This window comes from Flavobacterium sp. N3904 (assembly GCF_025947305.1).
Taxonomy (GTDB): Bacteria; Bacteroidota; Bacteroidia; order Flavobacteriales; family Flavobacteriaceae; genus Flavobacterium.
In genome coordinates, this window is the sequence record NZ_CP110009.1 from 1,913,035 (window position 1) to 1,937,921 (window position 24,887).

At 33.9% G+C, this 24,887-nt stretch carries 23 protein-coding genes; 21 read left to right on the forward strand and 2 right to left on the reverse strand.

Annotated features, from left to right (window positions below; all coding sequences use genetic code 11):
• The first annotated feature begins 69 nt into the window (after positions 1-69).
• Positions 70-984 carry a dimethylarginine dimethylaminohydrolase family protein gene (locus OLM57_RS07925; RefSeq protein ID WP_264566665.1) on the forward strand — a complete coding sequence of 305 codons (915 nt, stop codon included), beginning with the start codon at positions 70-72 and terminating at the stop codon, positions 982-984.
• A gap of 158 nt (positions 985-1,142) precedes the next feature.
• On the forward strand, positions 1,143-2,078 hold the full coding sequence (ctlX, locus tag OLM57_RS07930) for a citrulline utilization hydrolase CtlX (RefSeq protein WP_264566666.1): 936 nt from the start codon (positions 1,143-1,145) through the stop codon (positions 2,076-2,078).
• Positions 2,079-2,153: 75 nt separating this feature from the next.
• Here ctlX and OLM57_RS07935 read toward each other — a convergent pair whose 3' ends face one another.
• Positions 2,154-2,783 carry a MarC family NAAT transporter gene (locus OLM57_RS07935; protein WP_264566667.1) on the reverse strand — a complete coding sequence of 210 codons (630 nt, stop codon included), beginning with the start codon at positions 2,781-2,783 and terminating at the stop codon, positions 2,154-2,156.
• A gap of 216 nt (positions 2,784-2,999) precedes the next feature.
• Between OLM57_RS07935 and OLM57_RS07940 the strand changes: the two genes are divergently transcribed.
• The 9 genes from OLM57_RS07940 to OLM57_RS07980 all read left to right on the forward strand — a co-directional run bounded on the left by OLM57_RS07940 (position 3,000) and on the right by OLM57_RS07980 (position 12,025).
• Positions 3,000-3,365 carry a CoA-binding protein gene (locus OLM57_RS07940; protein ID WP_264566893.1) on the forward strand — a complete coding sequence of 122 codons (366 nt, stop codon included), beginning with the start codon at positions 3,000-3,002 and terminating at the stop codon, positions 3,363-3,365.
• 162 nt (positions 3,366-3,527) lie between these two features.
• Entirely contained in the window at positions 3,528-4,148 is a 621-nt protein-coding gene (recR, locus tag OLM57_RS07945) for a recombination mediator RecR (RefSeq protein WP_264566894.1), read from the forward strand.
• Positions 4,149-4,218: 70 nt separating this feature from the next.
• Complete coding sequence (locus OLM57_RS07950) at positions 4,219-5,010, forward strand: polysaccharide biosynthesis/export family protein (protein WP_264566668.1); 792 nt, start codon at positions 4,219-4,221, stop codon at positions 5,008-5,010.
• Between the two features lie 15 nt (positions 5,011-5,025).
• Entirely contained in the window at positions 5,026-7,470 is a 2,445-nt protein-coding gene (locus OLM57_RS07955) for a polysaccharide biosynthesis tyrosine autokinase (RefSeq protein WP_264566669.1), read from the forward strand.
• 36 nt (positions 7,471-7,506) lie between these two features.
• A complete protein-coding gene (locus OLM57_RS07960; protein ID WP_264566670.1) occupies positions 7,507-8,493 on the forward strand; it encodes an SDR family oxidoreductase in 987 nt (328 codons plus the stop codon).
• A gap of 43 nt (positions 8,494-8,536) precedes the next feature.
• Positions 8,537-9,928: a UDP-glucose 6-dehydrogenase gene (locus OLM57_RS07965; protein ID WP_264566671.1), complete on the forward strand. Its 1,392-nt coding sequence runs from the start codon at positions 8,537-8,539 to the stop codon at positions 9,926-9,928.
• Positions 9,929-10,662: 734 nt separating this feature from the next.
• Entirely contained in the window at positions 10,663-10,971 is a 309-nt protein-coding gene (locus tag OLM57_RS07970; protein ID WP_264566672.1) for a hypothetical protein, read from the forward strand.
• Entirely contained in the window at positions 10,961-11,257 is a 297-nt protein-coding gene (locus OLM57_RS07975) for a hypothetical protein (RefSeq protein WP_264566673.1), read from the forward strand. The genes OLM57_RS07970 and OLM57_RS07975 overlap by 11 nt, the downstream gene beginning before the upstream one ends.
• Positions 11,258-11,434: 177 nt before the next feature.
• Positions 11,435-12,025: a hypothetical protein gene (locus OLM57_RS07980; protein WP_264566674.1), complete on the forward strand. Its 591-nt coding sequence runs from the start codon at positions 11,435-11,437 to the stop codon at positions 12,023-12,025.
• A gap of 412 nt (positions 12,026-12,437) precedes the next feature.
• On the opposite strand, the gene OLM57_RS07985 is transcribed toward OLM57_RS07980, so the two are convergent.
• Positions 12,438-13,508: an IS110 family transposase gene (locus OLM57_RS07985; RefSeq protein ID WP_264566675.1), complete on the reverse strand. Its 1,071-nt coding sequence runs from the start codon at positions 13,506-13,508 to the stop codon at positions 12,438-12,440.
• A 204-nt stretch (positions 13,509-13,712) separates the two neighbouring features.
• Here OLM57_RS07985 and OLM57_RS07990 point away from each other — a divergent pair, with 204 nt between their 5' ends.
• The 10 genes from OLM57_RS07990 to OLM57_RS08035 all read left to right on the forward strand — a co-directional run bounded on the left by OLM57_RS07990 (position 13,713) and on the right by OLM57_RS08035 (position 24,837).
• Positions 13,713-14,138: a hypothetical protein gene (locus OLM57_RS07990; protein ID WP_264566676.1), complete on the forward strand. Its 426-nt coding sequence runs from the start codon at positions 13,713-13,715 to the stop codon at positions 14,136-14,138.
• Positions 14,139-14,490: 352 nt separating this feature from the next.
• On the forward strand, positions 14,491-14,901 hold the full coding sequence (locus OLM57_RS07995; protein WP_264564824.1) for a helix-turn-helix domain-containing protein: 411 nt from the start codon (positions 14,491-14,493) through the stop codon (positions 14,899-14,901).
• The gene (locus OLM57_RS08000) at positions 14,898-15,737 is read left to right on the forward strand and encodes an IS3 family transposase (RefSeq protein WP_264566895.1); all 840 of its coding nucleotides are present in this window, start codon (positions 14,898-14,900) and stop codon (positions 15,735-15,737) included. The genes OLM57_RS07995 and OLM57_RS08000 overlap by 4 nt, the downstream gene beginning before the upstream one ends.
• Before the next feature lie 199 nt (positions 15,738-15,936).
• The gene (locus tag OLM57_RS08005; protein ID WP_264566677.1) at positions 15,937-16,503 is read left to right on the forward strand and encodes a hypothetical protein; all 567 of its coding nucleotides are present in this window, start codon (positions 15,937-15,939) and stop codon (positions 16,501-16,503) included.
• 282 nt (positions 16,504-16,785) lie between these two features.
• Positions 16,786-17,328, forward strand: a complete 543-nt coding sequence (locus tag OLM57_RS08010) for a GNAT family N-acetyltransferase (RefSeq protein WP_264566678.1) — start codon at positions 16,786-16,788, stop codon at positions 17,326-17,328.
• Between the two features lie 505 nt (positions 17,329-17,833).
• A complete protein-coding gene (locus OLM57_RS08015) occupies positions 17,834-19,117 on the forward strand; it encodes a nucleotide sugar dehydrogenase (protein ID WP_264566679.1) in 1,284 nt (427 codons plus the stop codon).
• Between the two features lie 96 nt (positions 19,118-19,213).
• Complete coding sequence (gene rfbB, locus OLM57_RS08020) at positions 19,214-20,260, forward strand: dTDP-glucose 4,6-dehydratase (protein ID WP_264566680.1); 1,047 nt, start codon at positions 19,214-19,216, stop codon at positions 20,258-20,260.
• A 94-nt stretch (positions 20,261-20,354) separates the two neighbouring features.
• The gene (locus OLM57_RS08025; protein WP_264566681.1) at positions 20,355-20,819 is read left to right on the forward strand and encodes a UpxY family transcription antiterminator; all 465 of its coding nucleotides are present in this window, start codon (positions 20,355-20,357) and stop codon (positions 20,817-20,819) included.
• A 421-nt stretch (positions 20,820-21,240) separates the two neighbouring features.
• A complete protein-coding gene (locus OLM57_RS08030) occupies positions 21,241-23,646 on the forward strand; it encodes an SLBB domain-containing protein (RefSeq protein ID WP_264566682.1) in 2,406 nt (801 codons plus the stop codon).
• A 132-nt stretch (positions 23,647-23,778) separates the two neighbouring features.
• Entirely contained in the window at positions 23,779-24,837 is a 1,059-nt protein-coding gene (locus OLM57_RS08035) for a Wzz/FepE/Etk N-terminal domain-containing protein (RefSeq protein ID WP_264566683.1), read from the forward strand.
• Positions 24,838-24,887: the final 50 nt, after the last annotated feature.

A 24,887-nucleotide genomic window follows, 5' to 3' on the forward strand; every position in this document is an offset into this window, starting at 1 on the left:
CATAAATACGATAAAAAGCTTCACTAATTGGTGAAGCTTTTTTTTTATCTTTGGCAAAAGTTTAAAAAAATGCTAGAATTAAATATTAAAAACGAGACTTCAAGATTGAGAGTGGTAGTGTTGGGATCAGCGGTTAATAACGGGCCAACTCCATTAGAGAACGAAGCTTACGATCCCAAATCTTTAGAACATATTTTAGCAAATACTTATCCTCTTGAAAAAGACATGGTGGTTGAAATGGAGGCTTTCAATAGTGTTTTTCAAAAGTATGGCGTTACTGTTTTGAGGCCTGAAATGATTGAAAATTACAATCAGATTTTTGCTAGAGACATTGGTTTTGTAATTGATGATACTTTTGTAAAATCAAATATATTACCTGATAGAGAACGAGAATTGGACGCCATTCAGTATGTTATTGATCAAATTAATCCGGCAAAAGTGGTTCGTCCACCTGAGGAAGTTCATATTGAAGGTGGTGATGTGATGCTTTGGAATGATTATGTTTTTGTAGGCACTTATAAAGGAAGTGACTATGCGAGTTATATAACTGCAAGGACCAATTGGCAGGGAGTAAATTTTATAAAAGAATTGTTTCCAAACAAAATTGTCAAAGAATTTGATTTGGTAAAATCGAAAATAGAAGCCCGTGATAATGCTTTACATTTGGATTGTTGTTTTCAACCGGTTGGAAACGATAAGGGAATTATATACAAAAGAGGATTTAGAGAAGAAGCTGACTATATGTTTCTGGTAGATTTATTCGGAAAAGAAAATTTGTTCCATATTACAAGAGACGAAATGTATCATATGAATTCGAATGTTTTTTCGATAGATACAAATGTTGTTGTTTCTGAAAAGAATTTCACAAGATTGAATAATTGGTTACGGGCAAATGGATTTGTAGTAGAAGAAATTCCATATGCCGAAATAGCAAAACAGGAAGGATTGTTGAGATGTTCTACTTTGCCATTAATTAGAGATTAACAAATCAATTTGGGTTTTATTGTTTAACTTTAAGCAATAGATTCTTTTAACGATATTACCATAAAAATATGAAATGCGCCTAAACGATTATTTGTAGCGAGTACTAATGAAGATATGCGAATTACGTATGACCAATAAAAAACAATAAATATCAACATATGAAACAAACAACAAACTCCATTTTGATGATTCGGCCAGTTGCATTCCGTATGAATGAACAAACGGCAGTGAATAATTATTATCAAAAAGTTTTAGACGGTCTTTTGCCAGCCACAGTAAATGCAAAAGCACAACAGGAATTTGATGTTTTTGTTGAAAAGCTTCGCGCGGTTGGGGTTGATGTAACCGTAGTAGATGACAAAGAAAATTCGGATACACCGGATAGTATTTTTCCAAACAATTGGATTTCTTTTCATGAAAATGGTGATGTAGCTTTATATCCTATGTTTGCCGAAAATCGACGTCATGAACGTCGTGAGGATATTTTGGATACACTAGAAGAGAAAGGATTTGTAATCGATAATATTATGGATTATACATCGGCAGAAGAGGATGGTTTTTTCTTGGAAGGTACTGGAAGTTTAGTATTAGACAGAGAGAATGGTAAAGCTTATTGTGCTCTTTCTCCGCGTGCCGATGAAGAATTATTTATTGAATTCTGTGAAGATTTTGAATTTACTCCCGTAATTTTCGAAGCATTTCAAACAGTCAATAACGAACGTAAATTAATCTATCACACCAATGTGATGATGTGTCTTGGTGAGACTTTTGCCGTTATTTGTGCAGATTGTATCGACGACAAAAAGGAAAGAAAAATGGTTCTGGATAGCCTAAAAGGGGATGAGAAAGAAGTGATTCTAATTACCGAAGAACAAGTCAATAATTTTGCGGGTAATATGCTTGAGGTTAAAGGCGCTGACGACAGAAGGTATTTGGTAATGAGTGCCTCAGCTCATCAAAGTTTGAGTAAAAAGCAAATTACTCAATTAGAAGAACATGTTACGATTTTGAGTTCTAGTCTTGATACGATTGAAGCTTGTGGTGGCGGAAGTGCCAGATGCATGATGGCAGAGATTTTTTTGCCAAGAGAATAAATTATAATTACAATGAAAAAAACCAGATTCCAATTTAAAAAAATGGGAATCTGGTTTTTTTGAAATCTTTTGGGCTCACATCAAATTTCCTTTGATGATATTGATAAGCGCACTCACTATATATTGAATTCCAATTGCAATTACTATAAAACCAACAATTCTAGAAATAGCAACTATACCAGATGCTCCAAGTAATTGAGCCAGAAAATGAGCGCTTTTCAGAATTATGAAAATAGCAACAGCTATAGCCAGTATGGCACAGGAAGCAATGATGAGTTCATTTGTTGCATGGTGCTCCTGATAAAACGCAATTAAAAGAGAGATAGATCCAGGTCCAGCTAACATTGGCATTGCCAGAGGAGTTAATGCTATATCATTTCGTTGCTGTGCATCAGTCTCTATCTTTTTGTTTATACCTCTTTTTTTATTGAATTTCCCAGAGAGGAGTGAAAAACCTGAACTAACAATTATTAAACCGCCAGCGATACGAAGGGAATCAATGCTGATTCCAAAAAAACTTAAAACGTATTTTCCAATAAAAAACGAAATTATCAGGATAAGAAAAACATTTATTGCTGTCCATAATGATATTCTTGATCGTTCTTTTTTTGAGTCTCCACTAGTTAATCCAACAAAAATAGGAACAGTTCCAATTGGGTTTAATACCGAAAATAGTGCGGCAAATAGATAGATAAATAAATCCATGCAGTTTTATTTTTTTATTGTAAAAATACACTTTTTTAAAGAACTGGTTTTATTGCCGTGTTAGGATATTGTTTTTTATTGCCGATAATTCATTTATTACTAACTTTCTCTTTTCGGTATTTTAATAAAATCATAAATATGCAAACCTATAAGTAGACAAATTGCAGGCACTTGCTCCTTTTTGTTTACTTTTGCAGTAGATATAGAAAAAAAATGATAAAAAATAAAAAAACGCTTATTCTAGGAGCAACTACAAAACCAGAAAGAGCAGCATACAAGGCCATCGAAATGTTGGTAGGCAAAGGTCACTCAGTTTTGGCTTTAGGGCAAAATATGGGAGAAGTTGCCGGAATTAAGATTAAAACCAAAGCAATTCCAATAAAAAATATAGACACAGTAAGCCTTTATATTAATCCTACCCGTCAAAAGGATTATTATAATTATATAGTTGAGGCAAAGCCTAAGCGTGTGGTCTTTAATCCTGGTACCGAAAATCCAGAGTTTTATCAGTTATTGGAATTAAACAATATCAAGGTTGAAGTTGCTTGTACATTAGTATTATTGACTTTAAATAAATATTAATTTATTTTAGTATTTATCTGGGACAACCAGAGACAAAACTGTTTATTAATAGCAACAATTTTATATTTTGCATTTGTTTTGCTTAAAAAAATGAAATTTGGATTTTAAAATAAGCCTAATTTTCTAAAAATGCAGTTTGTCAAATTGCTTACTTTTGTATCCATGGAATTTTCTTCAAAATTAATAGAAAAAGCAGTCAATGAAATGTCTCAGTTACCAGGAATTGGTAAGCGAACCGCATTGCGACTGGTTTTGCACATGTTGAAACAGCCCAAAGAGCAAGTCGCTTTTTTGTCACAGGCATTGTTATCCATGCGTGAAGACATTAAGTATTGCAACAGTTGTCATAATATTTCGGACAGTTCTACTTGTGAGATATGTGCCAATAAAAACAGAAACCATCAAATCATTTGCGTTGTCGAAGATATTCGGGATGTAATGGCTATAGAAAATACAGGTCAATTTAGAGGCATCTATCATGTTTTGGGAGGGAAAATTTCGCCTATAGATGGAGTAGGGCCCAGTCAATTGAACATTATTTCATTGGTCGAAAAAGTTAAATTGGGTCAAGTAAGCGAAATAATTTTTGCGTTAAGCTCTACAATGGAAGGAGATACGACTAATTTTTATATCTACAAACAAATTGCAGATAGTGCTATTATTGTATCTACAATTGCCAGAGGAATTTCTGTAGGAGACGAGTTAGAATACGCAGACGAAGTAACTCTCGGGCGCAGTATTTTGCATAGGGTGCCTTTTGAAAAATCTTTAAAAACCAATTAAGCAGTTTATTAAGCTATAATGCTTTTTAAATAGTAATTGAAAAACTATATTTGTTATTAAATTTTCAAAAATGAACAGACGTTTATTCTTTATATTCTTATTGATTAGTATCTTATTTACTTCTTGTATTCCGGTGAAGGATTTAGTTTATCTTCAAAAAAAAGGAGATCCTATAAGTGAAAATTCAATTGCAATGGTAGAGTCAAAACCTTATCGATTGCAAACACATGATGTTTTGAGCATTACTATAAAAGCAGCCGATCCAAAACTAGTTGCAATTTTTAATCCCACAACAGATGGTCAAGCTTCAGGTCAATCGGAATCAGGTTTATATTTTGACGGATTTACAGTAGACGATCATGGTAACATTAGAATACCTGTTTTGGGCGAGATGAATGTGATGGGATTTACTTTGGAAGAAGTAAGAGTAAGTATCGAGAAACAGTTGTTGACTGATTATTTTAAAGAAAATGCCAGTATTTTTGTCGTTGTCAAACTAGCAGGTTTTCGTTATACCATAAATGGTGAAGTACAAAGTACAGGTACCAAAACATTGTTTCAAGAGAAAGTAAATGTTATGGAAGCTATTGCAAATGCTGGAGATATAACCACAACAGGTGACCGGAAAGCAGTAACCATTATCAGGCAAACCCCCAACGGAACTGAGATGAAGGATATTGATTTGACAAATATCAGCGTAATGAATTCTCCGTACTATTATCTACAGCCTAATGACTATATCTATGTTAAGCCACTTAGACAAAAAACTTGGGGAACGGGCAGTACAGGGATTCAATCATTGACAACTATTATCACGCTTTTGTCATTGTTTACTACCACCTATTTATTGCTAAAAAATTAAAATCAATTTCAAAATATGTTAGATATTAAAGATTTTTCGGTTTTTGAAAATCAATCTAGTTTTGATTTTAAGGGTTTTTTAATAAAAATCTTAAGTTATTGGAAATGGTTTTTGGCAACAACATTTTTAGCCCTTTTTATCGCTTATCAAGTTAATATTCGTAAAGAAAAGATTTACGGTATCGAAACTCTTATTTCAATAAAAGAAGAAACAAATCCGCTTTTTACTTCCAATACGAGTTTGGTGTTTAATTGGGGAGGAACTTCAGATCAAATTCAAACCATTTCGACCACACTTCAATCGCGGTCCCATAATGAATTGGTAGTTGCTAATTTGCAATTTTACATTGATTATTTAATTCAAGGAAAATACAATCTGGAGGATGCTTATGGAGCAGTACCTTTTTATTTGGACATTGACAAAAAACAGGGACAAGTAACGGGACATCTTATAGGGATTAAATTTTTGAGCGAAAACGAATATCAAATAAGAATCCCTTTTGAAGGAACATCTGTCTCTTTGATTCACTATTCTGATAATAGCTATAGCAATACAGCGGTACAAGAAGGTGAATTCGTAAAAAAATACAAAGTAGGTGAACAAGTGACTTTGCCTTTTTTGAATTTGAAATTGCAAATAAAAGACAATCCCGGGCTTTACAAAGGGAATGAATACTTTGTACGATTTAATGATTTTGATGGGACAGTTTCAAACTATAGAGGGATAAATGTAAAAACGGATGACAAAGGAGGCTCTATCATTACCTTGGGAATGCAAGGGACAAATAAGGCCCGGATGGTTGATTATCTGAACGCGACTGTTAATATGTTGATAAAAAGACAATTGGACAGTAAGAATCAATTTGCAACCAATACAATTCGCTTTATTGACAGTACGCTCGTTGCTATGGAATCCCAATTAAAACAGACGGGTGATGAGCTAAAATCATTTAGGAAAGGGAAAAACATTTATGATGTAGAAGAAGGAGGAAGTGACAAATTTTCGAATAAAATTTTGGACTTTGATGTTCAGAAAGATGCTGTAAATAGAAAAATAACCTATTATAATTCATTAAAAACCTATTTAAAAAATAGCGTTGATTATTCAAAACTTCCAGCTCCATCAGTTGCGGGAATTGAAGATCCAAATATTGTTGTCAATGTTTCTAAATTAATTGCGCTTTCGGCCCAGAGATCTGAAATGGCATATGCTGTCAAGAGTGAAAAAATATTTCGTGATTTTGACAATCAGATGGAAGCGATAAAAAATGTTTTACTTGAAAATATTACTACCGCAAAAGCTTCACTCCAATATGATTTGGCCATGGTTGAAAGCAAAATCAATGAAGCGGAAAGTAAGATAAAAAGTCTTCCGGATGATCAGCAAGAGCTTATTAAAATCAAAAGAAAATATGATTTAAACGATAATATTTACAACACTTTTCTTCAAAAAAGAAGTGAAGCCGATATTGTAAAAGCTGCCAATTTATCGGATATACATTTTATAGATCCGGCAAAAGATATAGGTGGCGGTTTGATAGGTCCAAAAACGGGGGTAAACTATATCTTGGCGTTATTTTTGGGATTGTTACTCCCATTGCTAGTCATTGTTGGAATTTTCTTTATCAACAATGCGATTCACAATCCCGAGGACATAAAGGCGCTTACGGGTATTCCGTTAATCGGTATTATAGGGATAAACACCCAAAAAGACAGTTTGGCTGTTTACGAGAAACCAAATTCAGCTTTGTCAGAATCCTTTAGGGCGATTCGTTCTTCTCTTCAATTTTTATATAAAAAGAATAATGTTGCAGGAGCAAAAACGCTGATGATTACTTCTTCGGTAAGTGGTGAAGGAAAAACATTCTGTTCTATAAACATTGCTACAGTGTTTGCTTTAAGCGAAAAAAAGACAGTTATTGTTGGTTTGGATTTAAGAAAACCAAAATTATTTGAAGAATTTAATTTGACCAATCAAGTTGGAGTAGTCAATTACCTAATCAAGCAAAAAAAATTGGAAGAAATTGTAAATCACACTTCAGTTCCTTTCCTAGATGTAATTCTGTCTGGACCCGTACCGCCAAATCCATCCGAGTTAATATTGAGTGACGGAATGAGAGAATTAATAGAGGAACTCAAAGAAAAATACGACTATATAATTCTGGATACTCCTCCGGTAGGTTTGGTAGCAGATTCACTGGAACTGGTTCAATATAGTGATGTTACTTTGTATATAGTGAGACAAAATTTTACAAAGAAAGGGATGATCACCTTGTTGAATAATAGAGTAAATAGGGGGGAACTCCACAATACAAGTATTATTTTGAACGGTTTTGAAAATAAAGCTAAATACGGCGGAGGTTATGGATACGGATACGGTTATGGAAATGGGAATTATTCTAACGGATACCATGAGGCTGAAAAAAAGAAAAGTATTTTTGATATAATTTTTAGAAAATAAACGTTCAAAGTAAGATAAATTTTAAAGTAATCAACAATGCAAGAAATCAATAAAAAGACAATATTAGTAACAGGAGGTGCAGGATTTATAGGTTCTAACTTGTGTGAATATTTTTTGTCTAAAAATTGCAAGGTTGTTTGTTTGGATAATTTTGCTACAGGGCATCGTCATAATTTGAAGGACTTTATAAACAATGAGAATTTTACTTTAATTGAAGGGGACATCCGGAATCTGGTAACTTGCCAACAGGCTGTTCAAGGCGTAAACTATGTTTTGCACCAAGCGGCATTAGGTTCTGTGCCGAGATCTATAAATGATCCTATTACTACAAATGATGTAAACGTTTCCGGGTTTTTGAATATGTTGGTAGCTGCTCGTGATGCTAATGTACAACGATTTGTATACGCAGCGAGTTCTTCTACCTATGGGGATTCCGTTGGATTGCCAAAAGTAGAGGATGTTATAGGCAAACCATTATCTCCTTATGCCATTACAAAATATGTAAACGAGTTGTATGCAGAAATTTTCAGCAGAACATACGGATTGGAAACCATTGGATTGCGTTATTTTAATGTATTTGGAAGAAAGCAAGATCCCAACGGAGCCTATGCAGCAGTAATCCCAAAGTTTGTGATGCAATTGATGCAACATGAAAGCCCAAAAATAAACGGAGACGGAAATTATTCTCGCGATTTTACATACATAGACAATGTAGTTCAGATGAATGAGTTGGCAATGACTGCAGACAATCCTGCAGCGGTAAATACCGTTTACAACACCGCTTATGGAGACCGCAATACCTTAAATGATTTGGTAGGTTATTTAAAAACATTTTTATCCGAATACGATCCGAAGATTGCTGAAGTTGCTATTGAGTATGGACCAAACAGAGCTGGAGACATACCCCATTCGTTGGCAAGTATCGACAAGGCCAAAACAATTTTAGGATATGACCCCAAGTTTTCACTGCAACAAGGTTTGAAAGAAGCTGTAGGGTGGTATTGGGAGAATCTTAGCAAATAGATTTTAGAGTATAGATAAAATATATAGTGAAAATAGAACAGATATGAAAATTACAAAAATTTGCTGCATTGGTGCAGGATATGTTGGAGGACCAACAATGGCTGTTATTGCTCAAAAATGTCCACACATTCAGGTTACGGTTGTTGATTTGAATACCGAAAGAATCTTGGCTTGGAATGATGAAAATACAGATAATATTCCAATTTATGAACCGGGTTTGGATACAATTGTAGCAGAGGCCAGAGGCAGAAATTTATTTTTTTCTACCGAAGTTGACAAGGCCATAGACGAAGCCCAAATCATTTTTATATCGGTAAATACACCAACAAAAACTTACGGAAAAGGGAAAGGAATGGCTGCCGATTTGAAATATATCGAATTGTGTGCCCGCCAAATCGCCAAAGTTGCCAAAGACAATAAAATAGTGGTAGAGAAATCGACTTTGCCAGTACGAACTGCCGAAGCGCTCAAAAGTATTCTTGACAATACCGGAAATGGTGTTCAGTTCCAGATTTTGTCTAATCCTGAGTTTTTGGCCGAAGGTACCGCAGTTCAGGATTTATTGAGTCCGGATCGCATCTTAATCGGTGGAGATACCTCGATAGAAGGTCAAAAAGCGATTCAGGCTTTGGTTGATGTATATTCAAATTGGGTGAGTCCAGAAAAGATATTGACAACCAATGTCTGGTCATCAGAATTGTCAAAATTGACTGCCAATGCCTTTTTGGCGCAACGCATATCATCTATCAACGCGATGTCTGAACTTTGCGAAAAAACTGGAGCCGATGTCAATGAAGTGGCCAAAGCCATTGGTATGGACAGCCGAATTGGGTCAAAATTCCTGAAAGCTTCAGTAGGATTTGGGGGCTCGTGTTTTCAAAAAGACATTTTGAATTTGGTTTATATCGCCAAATCATACGGATTGAGAGAGGTTGCCGATTACTGGGAACAGGTTATTATTATGAACGACCATCAAAAGCGTCGTTTCTCCAATAATGTAGTGCGAACACTTTATAACACAGTTGCCGACAAAAAAATTACTTTTTTGGGTTGGGCTTTCAAGAAAGACACTAATGATACCAGAGAATCTGCAGCGATATATGTTGCCGATGACCTGATAAACGAGCAGGCAAAAATTGCGGTATTCGATCCTAAAGTGTCGCGCAAAAAGATACTTTCAGATCTTGATTATCTGGAAACACGAGGAACAGAAGAGAATGCAAAAAGCATATTTACTTTTGAAGATCCTTATCTGTCCTGCGAAAATGCACATGCAATTGCTGTACTTACCGAGTGGGATGAATTTGTAAGTTATGATTGGCAAAAGATATACGATGGGATGCAGAAACCAGCTTTTGTCTTTGACGGAAGAAATATACTGAATAAGGCCAAATTGGAAAGCATTGGTTTTGTGTATCAGGCTATCGGTTCTTGATGGTTAATAGTTAATAGTGAGTAGTGAATGGTGATCATAAGGTCTATCTGGCAAAATTATTATAAAGAAAGAGAGCTAATTTTAAAAGTTAGCTCTTTTTTTGCACCTTTTTTTTAGGTAATAAACAAAACTGTTTTAATAAAGACAGGGTTGGATTAATGGCATCGCTATTCTTCAGAAATGATTTTTGATAAAATTAATGTTCCTAACTACAAAACTGTAAAATTGCAGTTCTAAACAGTATTTTTACAGTTAAGAACTATAAAATTGGTATCGACATCAATGATGGTTTTAAGAAAATAGGAAACTATGCAGCTGTGGACATTACAACTTGATGTTTCGCTTTGGTTGCAGTAATGCCAACTGCCGCAACTACAGCATATAGAGCCTTGCCAAAAACATGGCCTTCTATTTGGGCGTGACCCCGTTGTGCAAAGGGGCTTACTTATAGCGCTGCTTACACAGCCCCTTTGCACAACTCGGTCGGGCTATTGCCATTACTGCGGTAATTTGGCGCTATCCCTCACGCGTGCTGAGGAGTGACTATAGACAGAAAGAAGATTTGGTATTTTTTTGAGCATTGTTTTACTGCCGGAAAAAAAGAAATTTTGCCCGATTAATAAGTATTTATTTATACTTTAGCAAAACCAAAAAGGAGGATGTTTATTAGACTTATTTACTAGTTGGGCAAAATTAAAAAAGAAACGAACGCTATGATTTTAGAATTAAAAACATTGATTGACTCTACTCCAATTGAAGTGAAATTTTCGAATATTGTGGATTTTGATAGACTTGACGAAAGGATATCAGCAGTTGGAGTTTTATATGTAAATACCATTGGAGTTTGCGATGGTTACATAGAGTTTTGCCCTGACAATGAACCTCTTTTGACATCTGAAATAATATCGTGGATTTGGGTATTTAGACCTGACTTAAGTGCTGATATCTTAAAACTAACTCTTCAAAACGACTTGAAATTATTAATTGAATCATATCAGACAGAAGATATGGATAAATGGTGGAATTACATAAATGGGAACTGATAACATTATTGAAATTGAGATTGATGAATCTGAAAGGCTTTTAATTAAACCTGAAACAGAAAAATTCCCAATGATTTATAGAAGTGCATCAGAAGTACATTGGGATAATAATAAAAATTGTCTTTATTCGCCAAAGCCAAGAGAATGGTCATATTTAGATTGGTACAAACATATAGTATCTCTCATTGTTACAGATTGTAATTGTAGATTATTAATTACAGAATCGACAGAGTGGATAAATGTGCCAGAGGATTTGAAAATTGAAATAAAGGAATTTAAAAATTAACGTTGCCCAACACACGCTACAAGCAATTTGGGTATTAGGCTTAATTTGAATTGGGTTTTGTATTTGGAAGATTTGGCAAATCCGAATAATGGGCTTAATTTAGTCCCAAACTACTTGTAGCGCAAGAACGTTGGGAGATATTTTAACAGAAATCATGTAAATTAAAAAAACATATAAATGAAATATATTTTAGGGTTATTATTTTTAGGAATGAGTGTAAATATTAATGCACAAGATGTTAGTGTTGAGAAATCAATGTTTGGAATTCAAACAGGGTTTTCAGGAATTTGGTTAAATAATGAGTTTAAACTCACGAATAGTTTAGCGTTAAGAAGCGAAATTGGAATAGAATATGATTTTGCGGTTGGAGATCATTATGATGGTGCTGGATTTATACTGCAACCCGTTTTAACAGTAGAACCACGGTATTATTATAACTTAAAAAACAGAAATTCTAAAGGGAAAAACATATCAAAAAATAGTGGGAATTATATTTCACTTAAAACAAGTTATCATCCAGATTGGTTTGTAATTAATTTAGACGAAAACATAACTAAAACTGCAGACTTAACTATAATCCCAACTTGGGGCTTAAAACGCCAAATAGGAAATCATCTCACTTACGAAACTGGCGTTGGATTGGGAGTTAGAATTGTATATTTGAAGCCAAATTATTACAATGGTAACGCGCAAAATGTTGACGGAGTTGCAGAAAATGAAATTCAATACACACCCTATTTTACTTTAAGGATTGGATATACATTTTAACAATTAAAAAACATCTCCCAACAGCTACTCCTATGTAAAGCATCGTAAAGTTATTCACAACTTTTGAGAGGGTTATATGTCGTTTATTTTTCGAGTATAGAATTCCGTTCCAACGGCTTGTTGAAAAAGTTGGAAACAACTTTTTGTCCGCCGAAGGCTTGGATTGAAAAAGTTATTCTAACTTTTTCAATAATGCCAGGAATTTATATCTCTTTTATTACATAGTCTTTCTTTTAAAATTCTTAAAACTCATACTCCTATATGTGGTCTGTTTTGTGCAGCCACCAGCATCTGTTTGATTGTAAGAAAAAAAATAGCTGCCTACTACAAAATGCGGCTTCATTTTATAGAACCGCCATAGCTGTTTTGCAGTCTATTTTTGGTATAACTGAGTTTTTTAAGAAGATTGTTTTTATTTTTCTAACACTAAATTTCTATTGATTTGATAGGGCGTTTCGGTTTTAATTACTGAGAGTATTCTTCGTGCCATTTTATGGGCTATTTTAATAATGACGTTCTTTACGTTCTTGCCTTGATGTTTGCGGTAATAGTTTTGCATTTCGGCATCTTTTCTAATGGCAATCCAAGCTGCTTCCACTAAATAACTTCGTAATTGTGAACGGCTTCTAGGGGTTATTCCCAAACACTTTTCCGAACCGCCGCTATTGTAAATCCCGGGCACCAATCCGATGTAAGAGCTAAATTGTCCCTCGTTATTGAATCGGCGCAAATCACCACATTCGGCCAGAATTACACTTGCCAGATAACCTCCAATTCCAGGAATGCTCCTCAAGAGATTATAATCTTTCTTATGGGTCTTTCGGCAATGAGCACGCATTTGATTAGCGATTTCCAAATACTCTGACTTGATAAATTTGTACATCCGTATTTTGCCCTGCAAAGCCAATTCTCCGCAGCTGGTGCTGAATTTTATTTTTTCCAGCCATACAATAAAATCTTGGTTCCAATTCGGGCTATCAAACTCATCTGGAATCTTTATGCCATGAAACAGCAGCATGCTTTTGATATGCAGTTTGGTTTGTCGGAGTTTCTTAGTGACTTGGGTTCTATGACGGGCCAAAGTCGTAAACTGTTCGTGTTCTTCAATAGGAATATAAACTCCCCTGAGAACTCCAGCCTTTAATTGATTGGACAGGTTTTTGGAATCTAAGGCGTCTGTTTTTTGATACCGCTCCTTGTCTCCTGTCTTGACATCGGATGGATTGACCACCGAAACATTCCAACCTAAGTTTAAAAAATAGCGGGCTGCGGAAAACCCGCAGCAACCTGCTTCGTAAACCAGATCCACTTCGTGATTAGGAAATGTCTGCTCCACATATTGAAATAAATCCTCGGCGACAGAAGGCATCGAGTACGTTCTGTGAAAAAACAAATCAGTTTGAATGGAAACGGTCCAGCTTTTTTTGTGAATATCTAAAGCAATGAATATCTTTGGTTTTATTAAGGCATCTTGTAATTGCATAATCTTCGTTTTTAGTAACTCTAAGTTATGCTTTTACATAGATGCTACAACGGATTTGGGCATTTGGCTTAATGGAAAAATGGTTTTGTATTGGGGATGATTTGGCAAATCCGAAAATAGGGCTTAATTTAGTCCCAAACCCGCTGTAGTAGCGGGACGTTGGCAGTAATTTTGCCCGAAAAAAGCGAAAATAAAATTTTGAATATGAAAAAAATACTTAAAATTATAGGGATTTACCTTTTTTTGATTGTTGCAAGTCAAAGTTGTTCACCAGAACATTATTTGATTTCGAGTATTGAATTTAATGGAGCAACAGTAAGTGAAAGAAAAAGTGAAAGAGAATTAAATAATTTCAAGCAAACGAGTGTTTTAAAAAATGATATAGTTTTTATTGTTTCATATTACACTGATTTTATTGCCAGTTTAGATTTAGGATTATCAGGAAAATGTTACGCTTTTACAAAAGGAAGTGTAATAGATAATTACTTACTTGAAAATACATATTCCATAAAATTCGACCATCCATTCACATATAAAAATGTAACCATAAATGCTAATCAAAATTTATTAGAAATAGATGAGATAAAAAAACAAATTGCAATTTACGAAACAAATAATGGATATTATTAGGAGCCGATAAAGTATTTGAATTTAGCCAATCATTTAAAAATGAAAGTGTTTTTTCAACAGACGACTATGAAGTTACTTTTAATTGTAGCACTTCCGACAATAGAAATTTTGAAAAAAAGATTATAGTAAAAATTGAAAATTAAAAAAAAAACTACTGCCAACACACGCTACAAGCAATTTGGGGATTTGGCTTAATCGAAAAATTGGTTTTGTATTTGGGAGATTTGGCAAATCCGAATAATGGGCTTAATTTAGTCCCAAACTACTTGTAGCGCGGGGACGTTAGCGATTATTGCTCCGTTTGACAAATCCTGAAATAGGTTGACTAAAAATTAAACACTTTTAGTAAACTATGGAACCCACAAAAAAAGAACACTGTCCAAAAATTGAGTACAAAAAAATCGGTTTTGACTTAAAACTTTCCATCATTGACCAAATTTCTAACGGTCAAATTTCCCTAAATCATGCTTCAAAATTACATGGAATTTCTCGCTCTTCAATAACGTATTGGATGAAAAAATTACGTTCCTTTGAACAAAACTCCAAAACTATGAGCAAAAATCAAGAACTAAAAAAACTTAAAGAGCGTATCGAAGAACTGGAATTCATTAAAGACTTTCAACAAATGATAATTGCTGATTTTGAAGTAAGTACTAATCTTGATTTTGCAAAAAAGTCATTGCCCGAAGCATTGCTAAAAGAAGTGGAGAAAAAGAAAAAAGACCTTTTAAAATCAAATGGTTCTCCAGGTGCTTCGGAATAAGCACTCAGGCTTATTACAAACGAATTAATAAACAGAATATTGAGGATTTAGAGGCTCAAAAAATCAAAAAACTCATCACTCCTATTCGCCAAAAAATGGCTCGATATGGAGCCAAAAAACTCTATCTTGACTTGAAAGATGACTTTAAAAAAAATGATATAAAAATAGGTAGAGACAAGTTCTTTCATTTTTTAAGATATCACAATTTATTAATACCAAAAACAAAGCTTTATCACATTACAACCGACTCTAAACATGGATTTTACAAATCAAAAGACTTACTTGTCAACCTTGAAATAAAACATGCTGAACAGGTATTTGTCAGTGATATAACTTACATTAAACTCACATCTCAGCATGCCTATTTAGCCTTAGTCACAGACGTTTATTCAAAGAAAATCATGGGTTATAAAATTGATACAAATATGCGCGTACAATTGGTCAAAGATGCTTTAGTAATGGCTGTTAAAAATAGACGTTACATCAATATAAATCTAATCCATCATTCCGATAGAGGGATGCAATATTGTTGTCCAGATTTTGCTGAATTTGCTAAATCTAAGAACATTATTTTAAGTACAACACAAAATTCCAGCCCATATGAAAATGCTGTTGCAGAAAGAATTAATGGAATATTAAAACACGAATTTGGATTAAATAAAACAATTCCAAACTTAAAAACAGCTCAAAAAATGGTAAAACAAGCAATAGAAATTTACAACAACGAACGTAGACATTGCTCTCTGGGAATGAAAACACCTGAATTTGCACACGTGAATCAAATCCACAAATACAAATCCTATAAGAAGAATAAAATCGCTATTTTAGTTGCGTAGGAATGTTGACAAGTTTGGAAAAAAATCCCTTCAAAGATTTTTTCTAAACTTATCAATATTACGGCTACAATCACCTATTTTTGAAATTATAAAACAACCAAAAATAGTCAACCTATATCAGGACAAGACAATATGGTGAAGATTTAAGTGCAAAAAAATAATTTATAAAAAAAGCAAACTAAGCAAATTAGATTAAAACATGAAAAAATTAATAATCATTATTTTACTTATTACAGGAATAAATAAATCTTTTTCCCAAATCACAAACATCGAAATAATAACCAAAGAAAATGACACTTTAAAAAATGTTGAATTAAAAGTAAACTATTTGTCCAAAGTTGAGTTAAATTATAAATTACAAGAAAAGTTAATTGTTTTAGATAAAAATGGAAATAAAAAAGTGTTACTACCTTCCGATGTAAGTTCATTTAGTTTGAAATATGAGGATAACATTTTAAATTATGAAAATGTAGAAAATGAAGGATTTGCTTTAGTAATGTATTCAAATAAATTAAAATTACTTAGGTATATTAAACCTAACTACTCTGCAATACGTATATACATTATTAAAAGACCAAACAATGGTAAAGTCTCATATATGGAAGCTATGGGTTTAAGCAGACTTATCTCGAAAAAAGTAATTGCTAGAGAAATCACTGATTGTCCAAGTACTATTTACAAAGTTGAGAGTAAAGAATTAGCTATTCAGGGAGAAGCTGGCGTTTTAGAACTAATAAAAGATTACGAGGCAAGTTGTTTTAAATAATGGACTACAGATTTTTTGCTTAATAATAGGTGTTTTATTTATTTACCGAAAATTGATATTAATCAGCAAAACTTTAAGTAATAATAGCGGAAAAGTAACTTTGGCTAACGGGTACAACGGACTTGGACAATAGACTTAACTGAAAGTTGTTTTTGTATTTGGGTCACGATAGTTATTGGGATTGCTTCGCCTGTTCGCAATTGCTCGAGTGGTAAATCCAAAAACAGGGTTTAGTTCCAAATCCGCAGTAGCACCAGAACTTTATATTTTAAAAATACTCGAATGATAAAATTTGAAACATTAGAAACGAATAGATTAATTTTAAGAAAAATTACGCCTGAAATAATTGGATATATGTTTGACAATTATTCAGATAATAAAATTAAAAAATACCTTGGATTGGTAGATGAAGATGAATTCACTCTAGAAAAAATGAAGCGCGAAGGAGGTTACAAAACATATAATAGAACAATTTTATCTTTTCTAATAGTTCTGAAAAGCAATAATGAAATAATTGGAAGATGCGGATATCACAATTGGTATAATGATCATCGTCGAGCAGAGTTAGGCTATTCTTTAAGTAAAGATGAAAATAAAAAAAAAGGATATATGAGCGAAGCTGTTATTTCGATTTTAGAATATGGTTTCAACTGTATGGATTTAAATAGAATTGAAGCCTATATTAGTCCTTTAAATATTGCATCCCAAAGCATAGTTAAAAAAAACGGGTTTGTTCAAGAAGGGATTTTAAAAGAGCATTTTATAGAAAATGGAATTGTACATGATTCTTTAGTTTTTTCGTTATTAAAAGAATACTATAAATAGTAAAATAACACAACAGTAAACAACTCTTAATACGGATTTGGCAATTGGCTTAATGGGAAAATTGTTTTGTATTTGGGATTATTTAAATCGGACAACAAGATTGAATTGGTTCCAATCCAATTATGGTAATGAAATTGCAAAACACTCCTATTTGTTGAATTGTATTTGCAATTATTTGTACATTGTTATTGTGCATATCTATAGAATTACGTTATAAAAACTTACAAAAAAATAAAATTTCATCTTTTGTCGGTATCACTAAAAACAATGATTTTTTGCTGTAATTTGCAATTATTAAAAAATATTTTATTGACTATGAGTAGTTTACCATTGTAATTTTAAAAAACATTTATTTTGCTTTCGGTATGGCTTTTTTTGATTCGATTCGATTCTTATTTTTTGTACCTTTGTGGGCTTAATTCAGAGAAAATTTGTGCTCATTTATGAAAACACTGACTCTGTTTTTTATGGATAGTACTTTTAAAACCAACAATAGTTTAAGAAATTGAATAAAGACATCAAAATTGCAGTAATAGGTTTGGGTTATGTTGGTTTGCCTTTGGCTCGATTGTTTGCTACCCAATTTTCAGTTGTTGGTTTTGATATTAATACATCAAGAGTTGAAGCATTACAATCAGGTACAGACAATACTCTTGAGGTTGATAATGAAACTTTGCAAAAAGTATTGGTTCAAAAAGCAAATACTGGAAAAGGATTATATTGTACCTCAAAAATAGCCGATATAGCCGCTTGTACTTATTTTATTGTTACCGTTCCCACTCCAGTAGACAAAAATAATCGTCCCGATTTGACACCATTGTTTAAATCCAGCGAAACCGTTGGTTCAGTTCTGAAAAAGGGAGACATCGTTATTTACGAATCTACTGTTTATCCGGGTGTTACCGAAGAAGAATGTGTACCTGTTCTGGAAAGAGTTTCGGGATTGCAATTCAATGTCGACTTCTTTGCAGGCTATTCTCCAGAAAGAATCAATCCAGGTGACAAAGAGCATACGGTTGAGAAAATATTAAAAATAACTTCAGGTTCCACACCTGAAATTGGACAAAAGGTAAATGAATTGTACCAATCGGTTATACTGGCAGGGACGCATCTTGCCCCTTCGATAAAAGTGGCTGAAGCTGCCAAGGTAATTGAAAATTCCCAGCGGGATATCAATATTGCTTTTGTCAATGAATTGGCCAAAATCTTTAATCTTTTAGACATTGATACTGCCGCTGTGCTTAAGGCGGCGGGTACCAAATGGAATTTTTTACCCTTCAAACCAGGTCTGGTTGGTGGGCATTGCATAGGAGTTGATCCTTATTATTTGGCACAAAAAGCACAAGAAAAAGGTTACCACCCTGAAATAATATTGGCCGGACGCCGTTTGAATGACAGTATGGGTGATTATGTGGCTTCGCAAGTAGTGAAGCTAATGATAAAAAAAGGAGTGACTATCAATGGTGCACGTTTGTTAATGTTGGGAATTACTTTCAAAGAAAACTGTCCTGATGTTCGCAACACCAAAATCGTAGATGTGATTAAAGCATTTGAAGATTATGGCATTCAAGTGATTATTTTTGATCCTTGGGCCAATCCTGCTGAAGTACAGCACGAATATGGACTGAATGTTATTAATGAAGCACCCAAGGCCACTTTTGATGCCGTAGTACTCGGTGTTGCCCATGCAGCATTTTTGAATTTAGACATTCATTCGTTACGAAAAACATGCAGTATATTGTATGACGTCAAGGGCGTTTTGACTGATGGGGTTGATGGGAAGTTGTAGATGTGAATAGTGATAAGTGAATGGCTAGAAGTGAATAGTGAGAAGTGAATAGTGAAGGTGTTAGAAGAAACAAAATTGACAATATAAAATATATAAATGAAAAAGATACTTATTACGGGAGGGGCGGGGTTTATTGGTTCACATGTCGTAAGACGGTTTGTGCAAAACTATCCGGATTATCAAATATTTAATTTGGATGCTTTGACGTATGCAGGAAATTTGGAGAATATCAAGGATATCGAAAAAGAACCGAATTATACTTTTGTAAAAGGAGATATTACCGATGAAAATTTTATAGACGTTTTGTTTCAAGACCAACAGTTTGACGGTGTGATTCATCTCGCTGCTGAGTCACATGTGGATCGTTCGATTGAAGATCCTTTGGCTTTTGTAAAAACCAATGTAATCGGTACAATGAATTTATTGAATGCCGCCAAAAAACAATGGGTAGGGAATTTTGATGGCAAACGTTTTTACCACGTGAGTACTGATGAGGTTTATGGTTCACTAGGTGCTGAGGGTTTATTTACTGAGACAACCGCTTACGATCCTAATTCACCTTATTCGGCTTCCAAAGCAAGCTCGGATCACTTTGTTCGTGCTTATGGAGAAACATACGGATTACCCTACGTTATCACAAACTGTTCCAACAATTACGGCCCTTTTCATTTTCCGGAGAAATTGATTCCGTTGTTTATCAATAATATTATCAATAAAAAACCATTGCCGGTTTACGGAGATGGAAATTATACGAGAGATTGGTTGTTTGTAAAAGACCATGCTGTGGCTATCGATTTGGTTTTTCATGATGGGAAGAACCATGAAACCTATAATATTGGTGGATTCAACGAATGGAAAAACATTGATTTGGTCAAAGTATTATGCCAAATTATGGATCAAAAACTAGGTCGAACTGAAGGTGAATCAGCAAAATTGATCACTTACGTGAAAGATCGACCAGGGCACGATTTGCGTTATGCCATTGATGCAACTAAAATTAATACACAATTGGGATGGAAGCCATCTGTTACTTTCGAACAAGGCCTCGAAATCACTATCGATTGGTATTTGAATAACCAAGATTGGTTGAATAATGTGACTTCGGGAGCGTATGCTTCGTATTATGAGAAGCAGTATTCGTAGGATATAGTGGATAGTGGAGGTGAAAAGTGAATGGTGAGCTGAAATTCGATATAAAGCTTGCTCGTACATAAAGGAATTAATAAGAAATAAAAGCATGAACTGGTACGTAATTTACACCAAGCCCAAATGGGAAAAGAAAGTTGCGGAACGTTTGAATGAAATCGGGATTATTGCCTATTGTCCTTTGATTACTAAAGTCAGTCAATGGTCTGATCGCAAGAAGAAAGTGCAAGTGCCATTGTTTAACTCCTATGTTTTTGTTAAAATCAATGAAAAGGAACGGAATGTTATTTTTGAAATACCCGGTGCCCTACGGTACTTGTTTTGGTTGGGGAAACCTGCCATTGTAAAAGATAAAGAAATTGAGGCCATTCAGGATTGGCTGAATGTACCAGATAGTTTTGAAGTGATGGTATCAACATGGAAAAAAGGTGATAAAATTGTACTGGAATCGGGGCCGTTTGTTGCCCGAACTGCCATGGTGCAGGAAGTAAAACACAACCATTATGTACTTGTTTTGGAGTCTTTGGGATGTATTCTTAAAGTGGAAAAGAAATAAGTGATTGGTTTTTTATAAAATGCCATAAAAATGATATGAAATTAATATGATGCTAATTTTATAATTTTATTTCATTTAACAAACAATATTTTTTTGAGATTGAATTTTGATTTTGTTTGTAAAATGTTCAAACAATTTCAGTTTTATTTCGAAATTCTAATAAAAGGTGAGCCAAAATGGGACTTACTGCGGCGAAGCCGTGTCCGTTCATTACCCATTTTATAAGATAAATAAGTAAAATCACTAAAGTTTCGGTAAATTTGTTTTAATAAATTTGCACTATCATAAAATTAAAAAACTGATTTTAATTTGAAAACTATTTATCAGATTAAAAGAAATATAATAACATTCAACGATATTTCAGCAAAAGCAAAAAAGTTAGTTTTAATTCAAGTCATAAACTAAAATATTCAAAAACAGCATGAAAAAAATAATCACAGCAATTGTCCTTTTAATAGCCCTTTTTCAATCTTCTTCTCTAAAGGCTCAAGATATTTTGAATGCAAGTGATCTTAGTTCGGTAAGAGTCGAATATTTATCGGATATTGACATCGACAAGATAAGATTGCAATTACAAAGTAATAATATTACGATAGTTCAAGCTGAGGGAATGGCCTTGTCCAAAGGAATGAGTGCTGCTGAGTTCGCCAAATTGAAAAAGCGTTTGGAAACTTCGGCGGGAGGAAAACTAAGTGCCAATAATAGTGGAGGGAATGAAGATGCTGTTCGACAACAAGAAAAAATTGAAAATAATAAAGTAAAGGACAATTTAAATTCTCTTGTTTTTGGATCGGAGTTGTTTGATAATCCCACTTTGAATTTTGAACCTAATCTGAAACTGGCAACTCCAGTAAACTACATATTAGGTCCTGGTGATGAGCTTCAAATAAGTGTTAATGGAGTACAGGAATTTAACGCAAGTGCCCCTGTTTCAGCTGAAGGAAAGGTAAGTATACAATATGTTGGACAAATTTCAGTATCGGGGATGACAATTGAAGCGGCTACTCAAAAAATAAAAGGTGCTATGTCCCGAATCTATAGTACTGTACGTTCTGGACAGTCACAAGTTAATGTAAGTTTGAGTCGCATTCGTACCATAAAAGTGACACTGATAGGGAGCAGACAACCCGGAAATTATTCTATTTCGTCGTTGGCAACAGTCTACAACGCCCTGTTTTTAGGCGGAGGACCAGGAAAAAATGGGAGTTACAGAAATATAGAGTTGATTCGAAACAACAAAGTATTTAGGAATATCGATATTTATCGGTTTTTAGTTTCAGGCGATCAATCGGATAATGTTGGATTGAAAGACAATGATGTTATTCGTATACCAGTTTACACCAATCGAGTTACCCTTGAGGGAGAGGTAAAACGTCCCGGTATTTTTGAAATGAAAAAAGGAGAGTATTTTTCTAACTTATTGACTTTTGCTTCCGGATTTAATGAATTTGCCTATACAGCTTCTGTAAATGTTGTGCAAAAAACTTCCAAAGAGTTCAAAGTCGCAGATATACAAGCTTCACAATACAATACTTATGTTCCATTAAATGGCGATGTGTATCGTGTTTCCAAAATCTTGGACCGATTTGAAAACAGAATTATTATAAAAGGAGCAGTGTTCAGACCTGATACCTATTCGTTTTATGAAGGGATGCGGGTTTCGGATTTGATCCGTCAAGCCGAAGGATTAAAAGAGGATGCCTATCTACAAAGAGCCCGAATCATTCGTTTAAAGTCTGATTTAACTTACGAGAACGTCAATATTGATTTGTCTAAAGCAATGTCGGGTGATTTCAATGCCGATTTAGCTTTAAAAAAAGAGGATGTAGTGACGGTGTATTCTATTTTAGATTTTACGGAAGAATATAAGGTGACTATTGAGGGCGAAATCAAAAGACCTAATTTGTATGATTATCAAGAGAATTTTACACTGAATGATTTAATTGTTGCTGCGGGTGGACTAACAGGCTCAGCCTCCAAGCGAGTTGAAATTGCGAGAATGATTAAAGCTGAAACTATTGACGATACAAATCCGAACAAGATTGAATTGTTTAATATTGAAATCACACCCGATTCAAATGAACAAGCTATTAATTTTCAGTTAAAACCTTTTGATGTGGTAAATATCAGAAGGATGGCTGTTATTGAGAAACCAAAGATGGTTGAGGTAACAGGTTCAGTGAGTTATCCTGGGAAATATGTCTTAGCCAATAAAAAAGAAAAAATTTACGACATTATCAAAAGAGCCGGCGGATTAACATCTGTGGCAAGTTTGAATGGAGTAAAAATAAAAAGATCAGTCCAGAAAACTCAAATTGAGCAAATTGAAAATGTGGATTTAAATTTGGGCGGAAAAGACACTATACAAAAAAAATTAGTAGCAGATTTGAAATATGCAATTATACCTGTAGATTGGTTGAAAGTAAGCAAAAATCAAAATGACAATGCAAATGTTACGTTATTGCCTGGCGATGTTATTGAGGTTTCTGCCTTTAATGAGACCGTTAAAGTTGCTGGTAATGTGCTCTTGACTTCTGACATTCCTTATGTAAAAGGTAGAAGTATTAATTATTATTTGGATGCCGTTGGTGGCTTGGATGCCAAAGGATGGAGAAAAAAAGCTTATATCATTTATCCCAATGGCAAAGCTGCAGTAACTCATACTATTTTATTTGTTTTTAGAAATAATCCAGAGGTTTTGCCTGGTTCTCAAATTGTAGTTCCCGAAAAACCAGAAGGTACAAAGATGAGTACTGGAGAATGGGTGAGTATTGCGTCTGTACTCGTTAGTATGGGAGTACTTTTGGTGACGGCCATAAAACCATAGTTTTGATTTTAAAGATTTAAATTTTTTGGATAACATAAAATCGAATATAATATAAAGAATTAAAAGTAAAATTTCTACGTAATGAATACAGATTAACTTTTAGATCTGAACCGATAAACCGATAATGGAAATATGAAAGAACAAACACCCAATGACGAGATTTCTTTAAAAGAATTTATTGAAAAAGGCAAGGAACTGTATGCTTATTTGCTGGCCCAATATAAGATTATTGTATTTGCAGGAATTCTTGGAGCAGCTTTGGGATTAACTTATTCTTTTCTCAAAAAGCCTATTTACACAGCTACTTTGACTTTTGCTATAGAAGATGAAAATTCTGGAGGGGGATTGGGGGGAGCTTTAGGATTAGCCAACTCGTTTGGCATTGACCTTGGCGCTAGTGGCGGTAGTATCTTTACTGGATCCAATTTGACTGAGTTGTTCAAGTCTCGAACAATGGTAGAACAAACTTTAATGACTCCCGTAACGGTAAAAGGTAAGGTAATTTCTTTGGCTGAAATGTACATTCAAAATAAAGAATGGAGAGACAAATGGGATGATGACATTAAATTAAAAAAATTGCAGTTTTTGCCCAATACCAAGCGTAAATATTTTACTAGAGTGCACGATAGTATTTTAGGTGTAATTTATGATAATTTATCAAAAAAATCTTTATCAGTAGACCAAAAAAATATAAAAGTTTCTATTATTAGTATGGATGTAGCTTCTGCCGATGAATTGTTTTCATTTTATTTTTGCGAAGCTTTGGCGAGGCAGGTAGGAAAATTTTATATTGATACCAAAAGTAAAAAAGCTAGAATGAATATGGCTATTTTGCAAAAGCAAACAGATTCTATTCGTGCTGCGTTGAATAGTGCTATTACTGGTGTTGCCGTGGCTACTGATAATACGTTCATGTTGAATCCTGCCTTGAATATAAAACGTACTTCATCTGCCCACAGACAGGTTGATGTACAGGCTAATACTGCTATATTAACTGAATTGGTTAAACAGACGGAATTAGCTAAAGTAACATTACGCAAGGAAACACCTTTAATACAAATAATTGACCGTCCTATTCTGCCTTTACCAAATGATAGAATTGGTAAAGTATTTGGTGTTTTATTTGGAGGTTTTTTAATGGGGATTTTGACTTTGTTATACTTGTTTTTCAGGAAAATTTTGGTAAATTAAAGCTGGTTGTGTTTTTTTTTTGAGATTTATTAATCAAAATTAAATTTGCT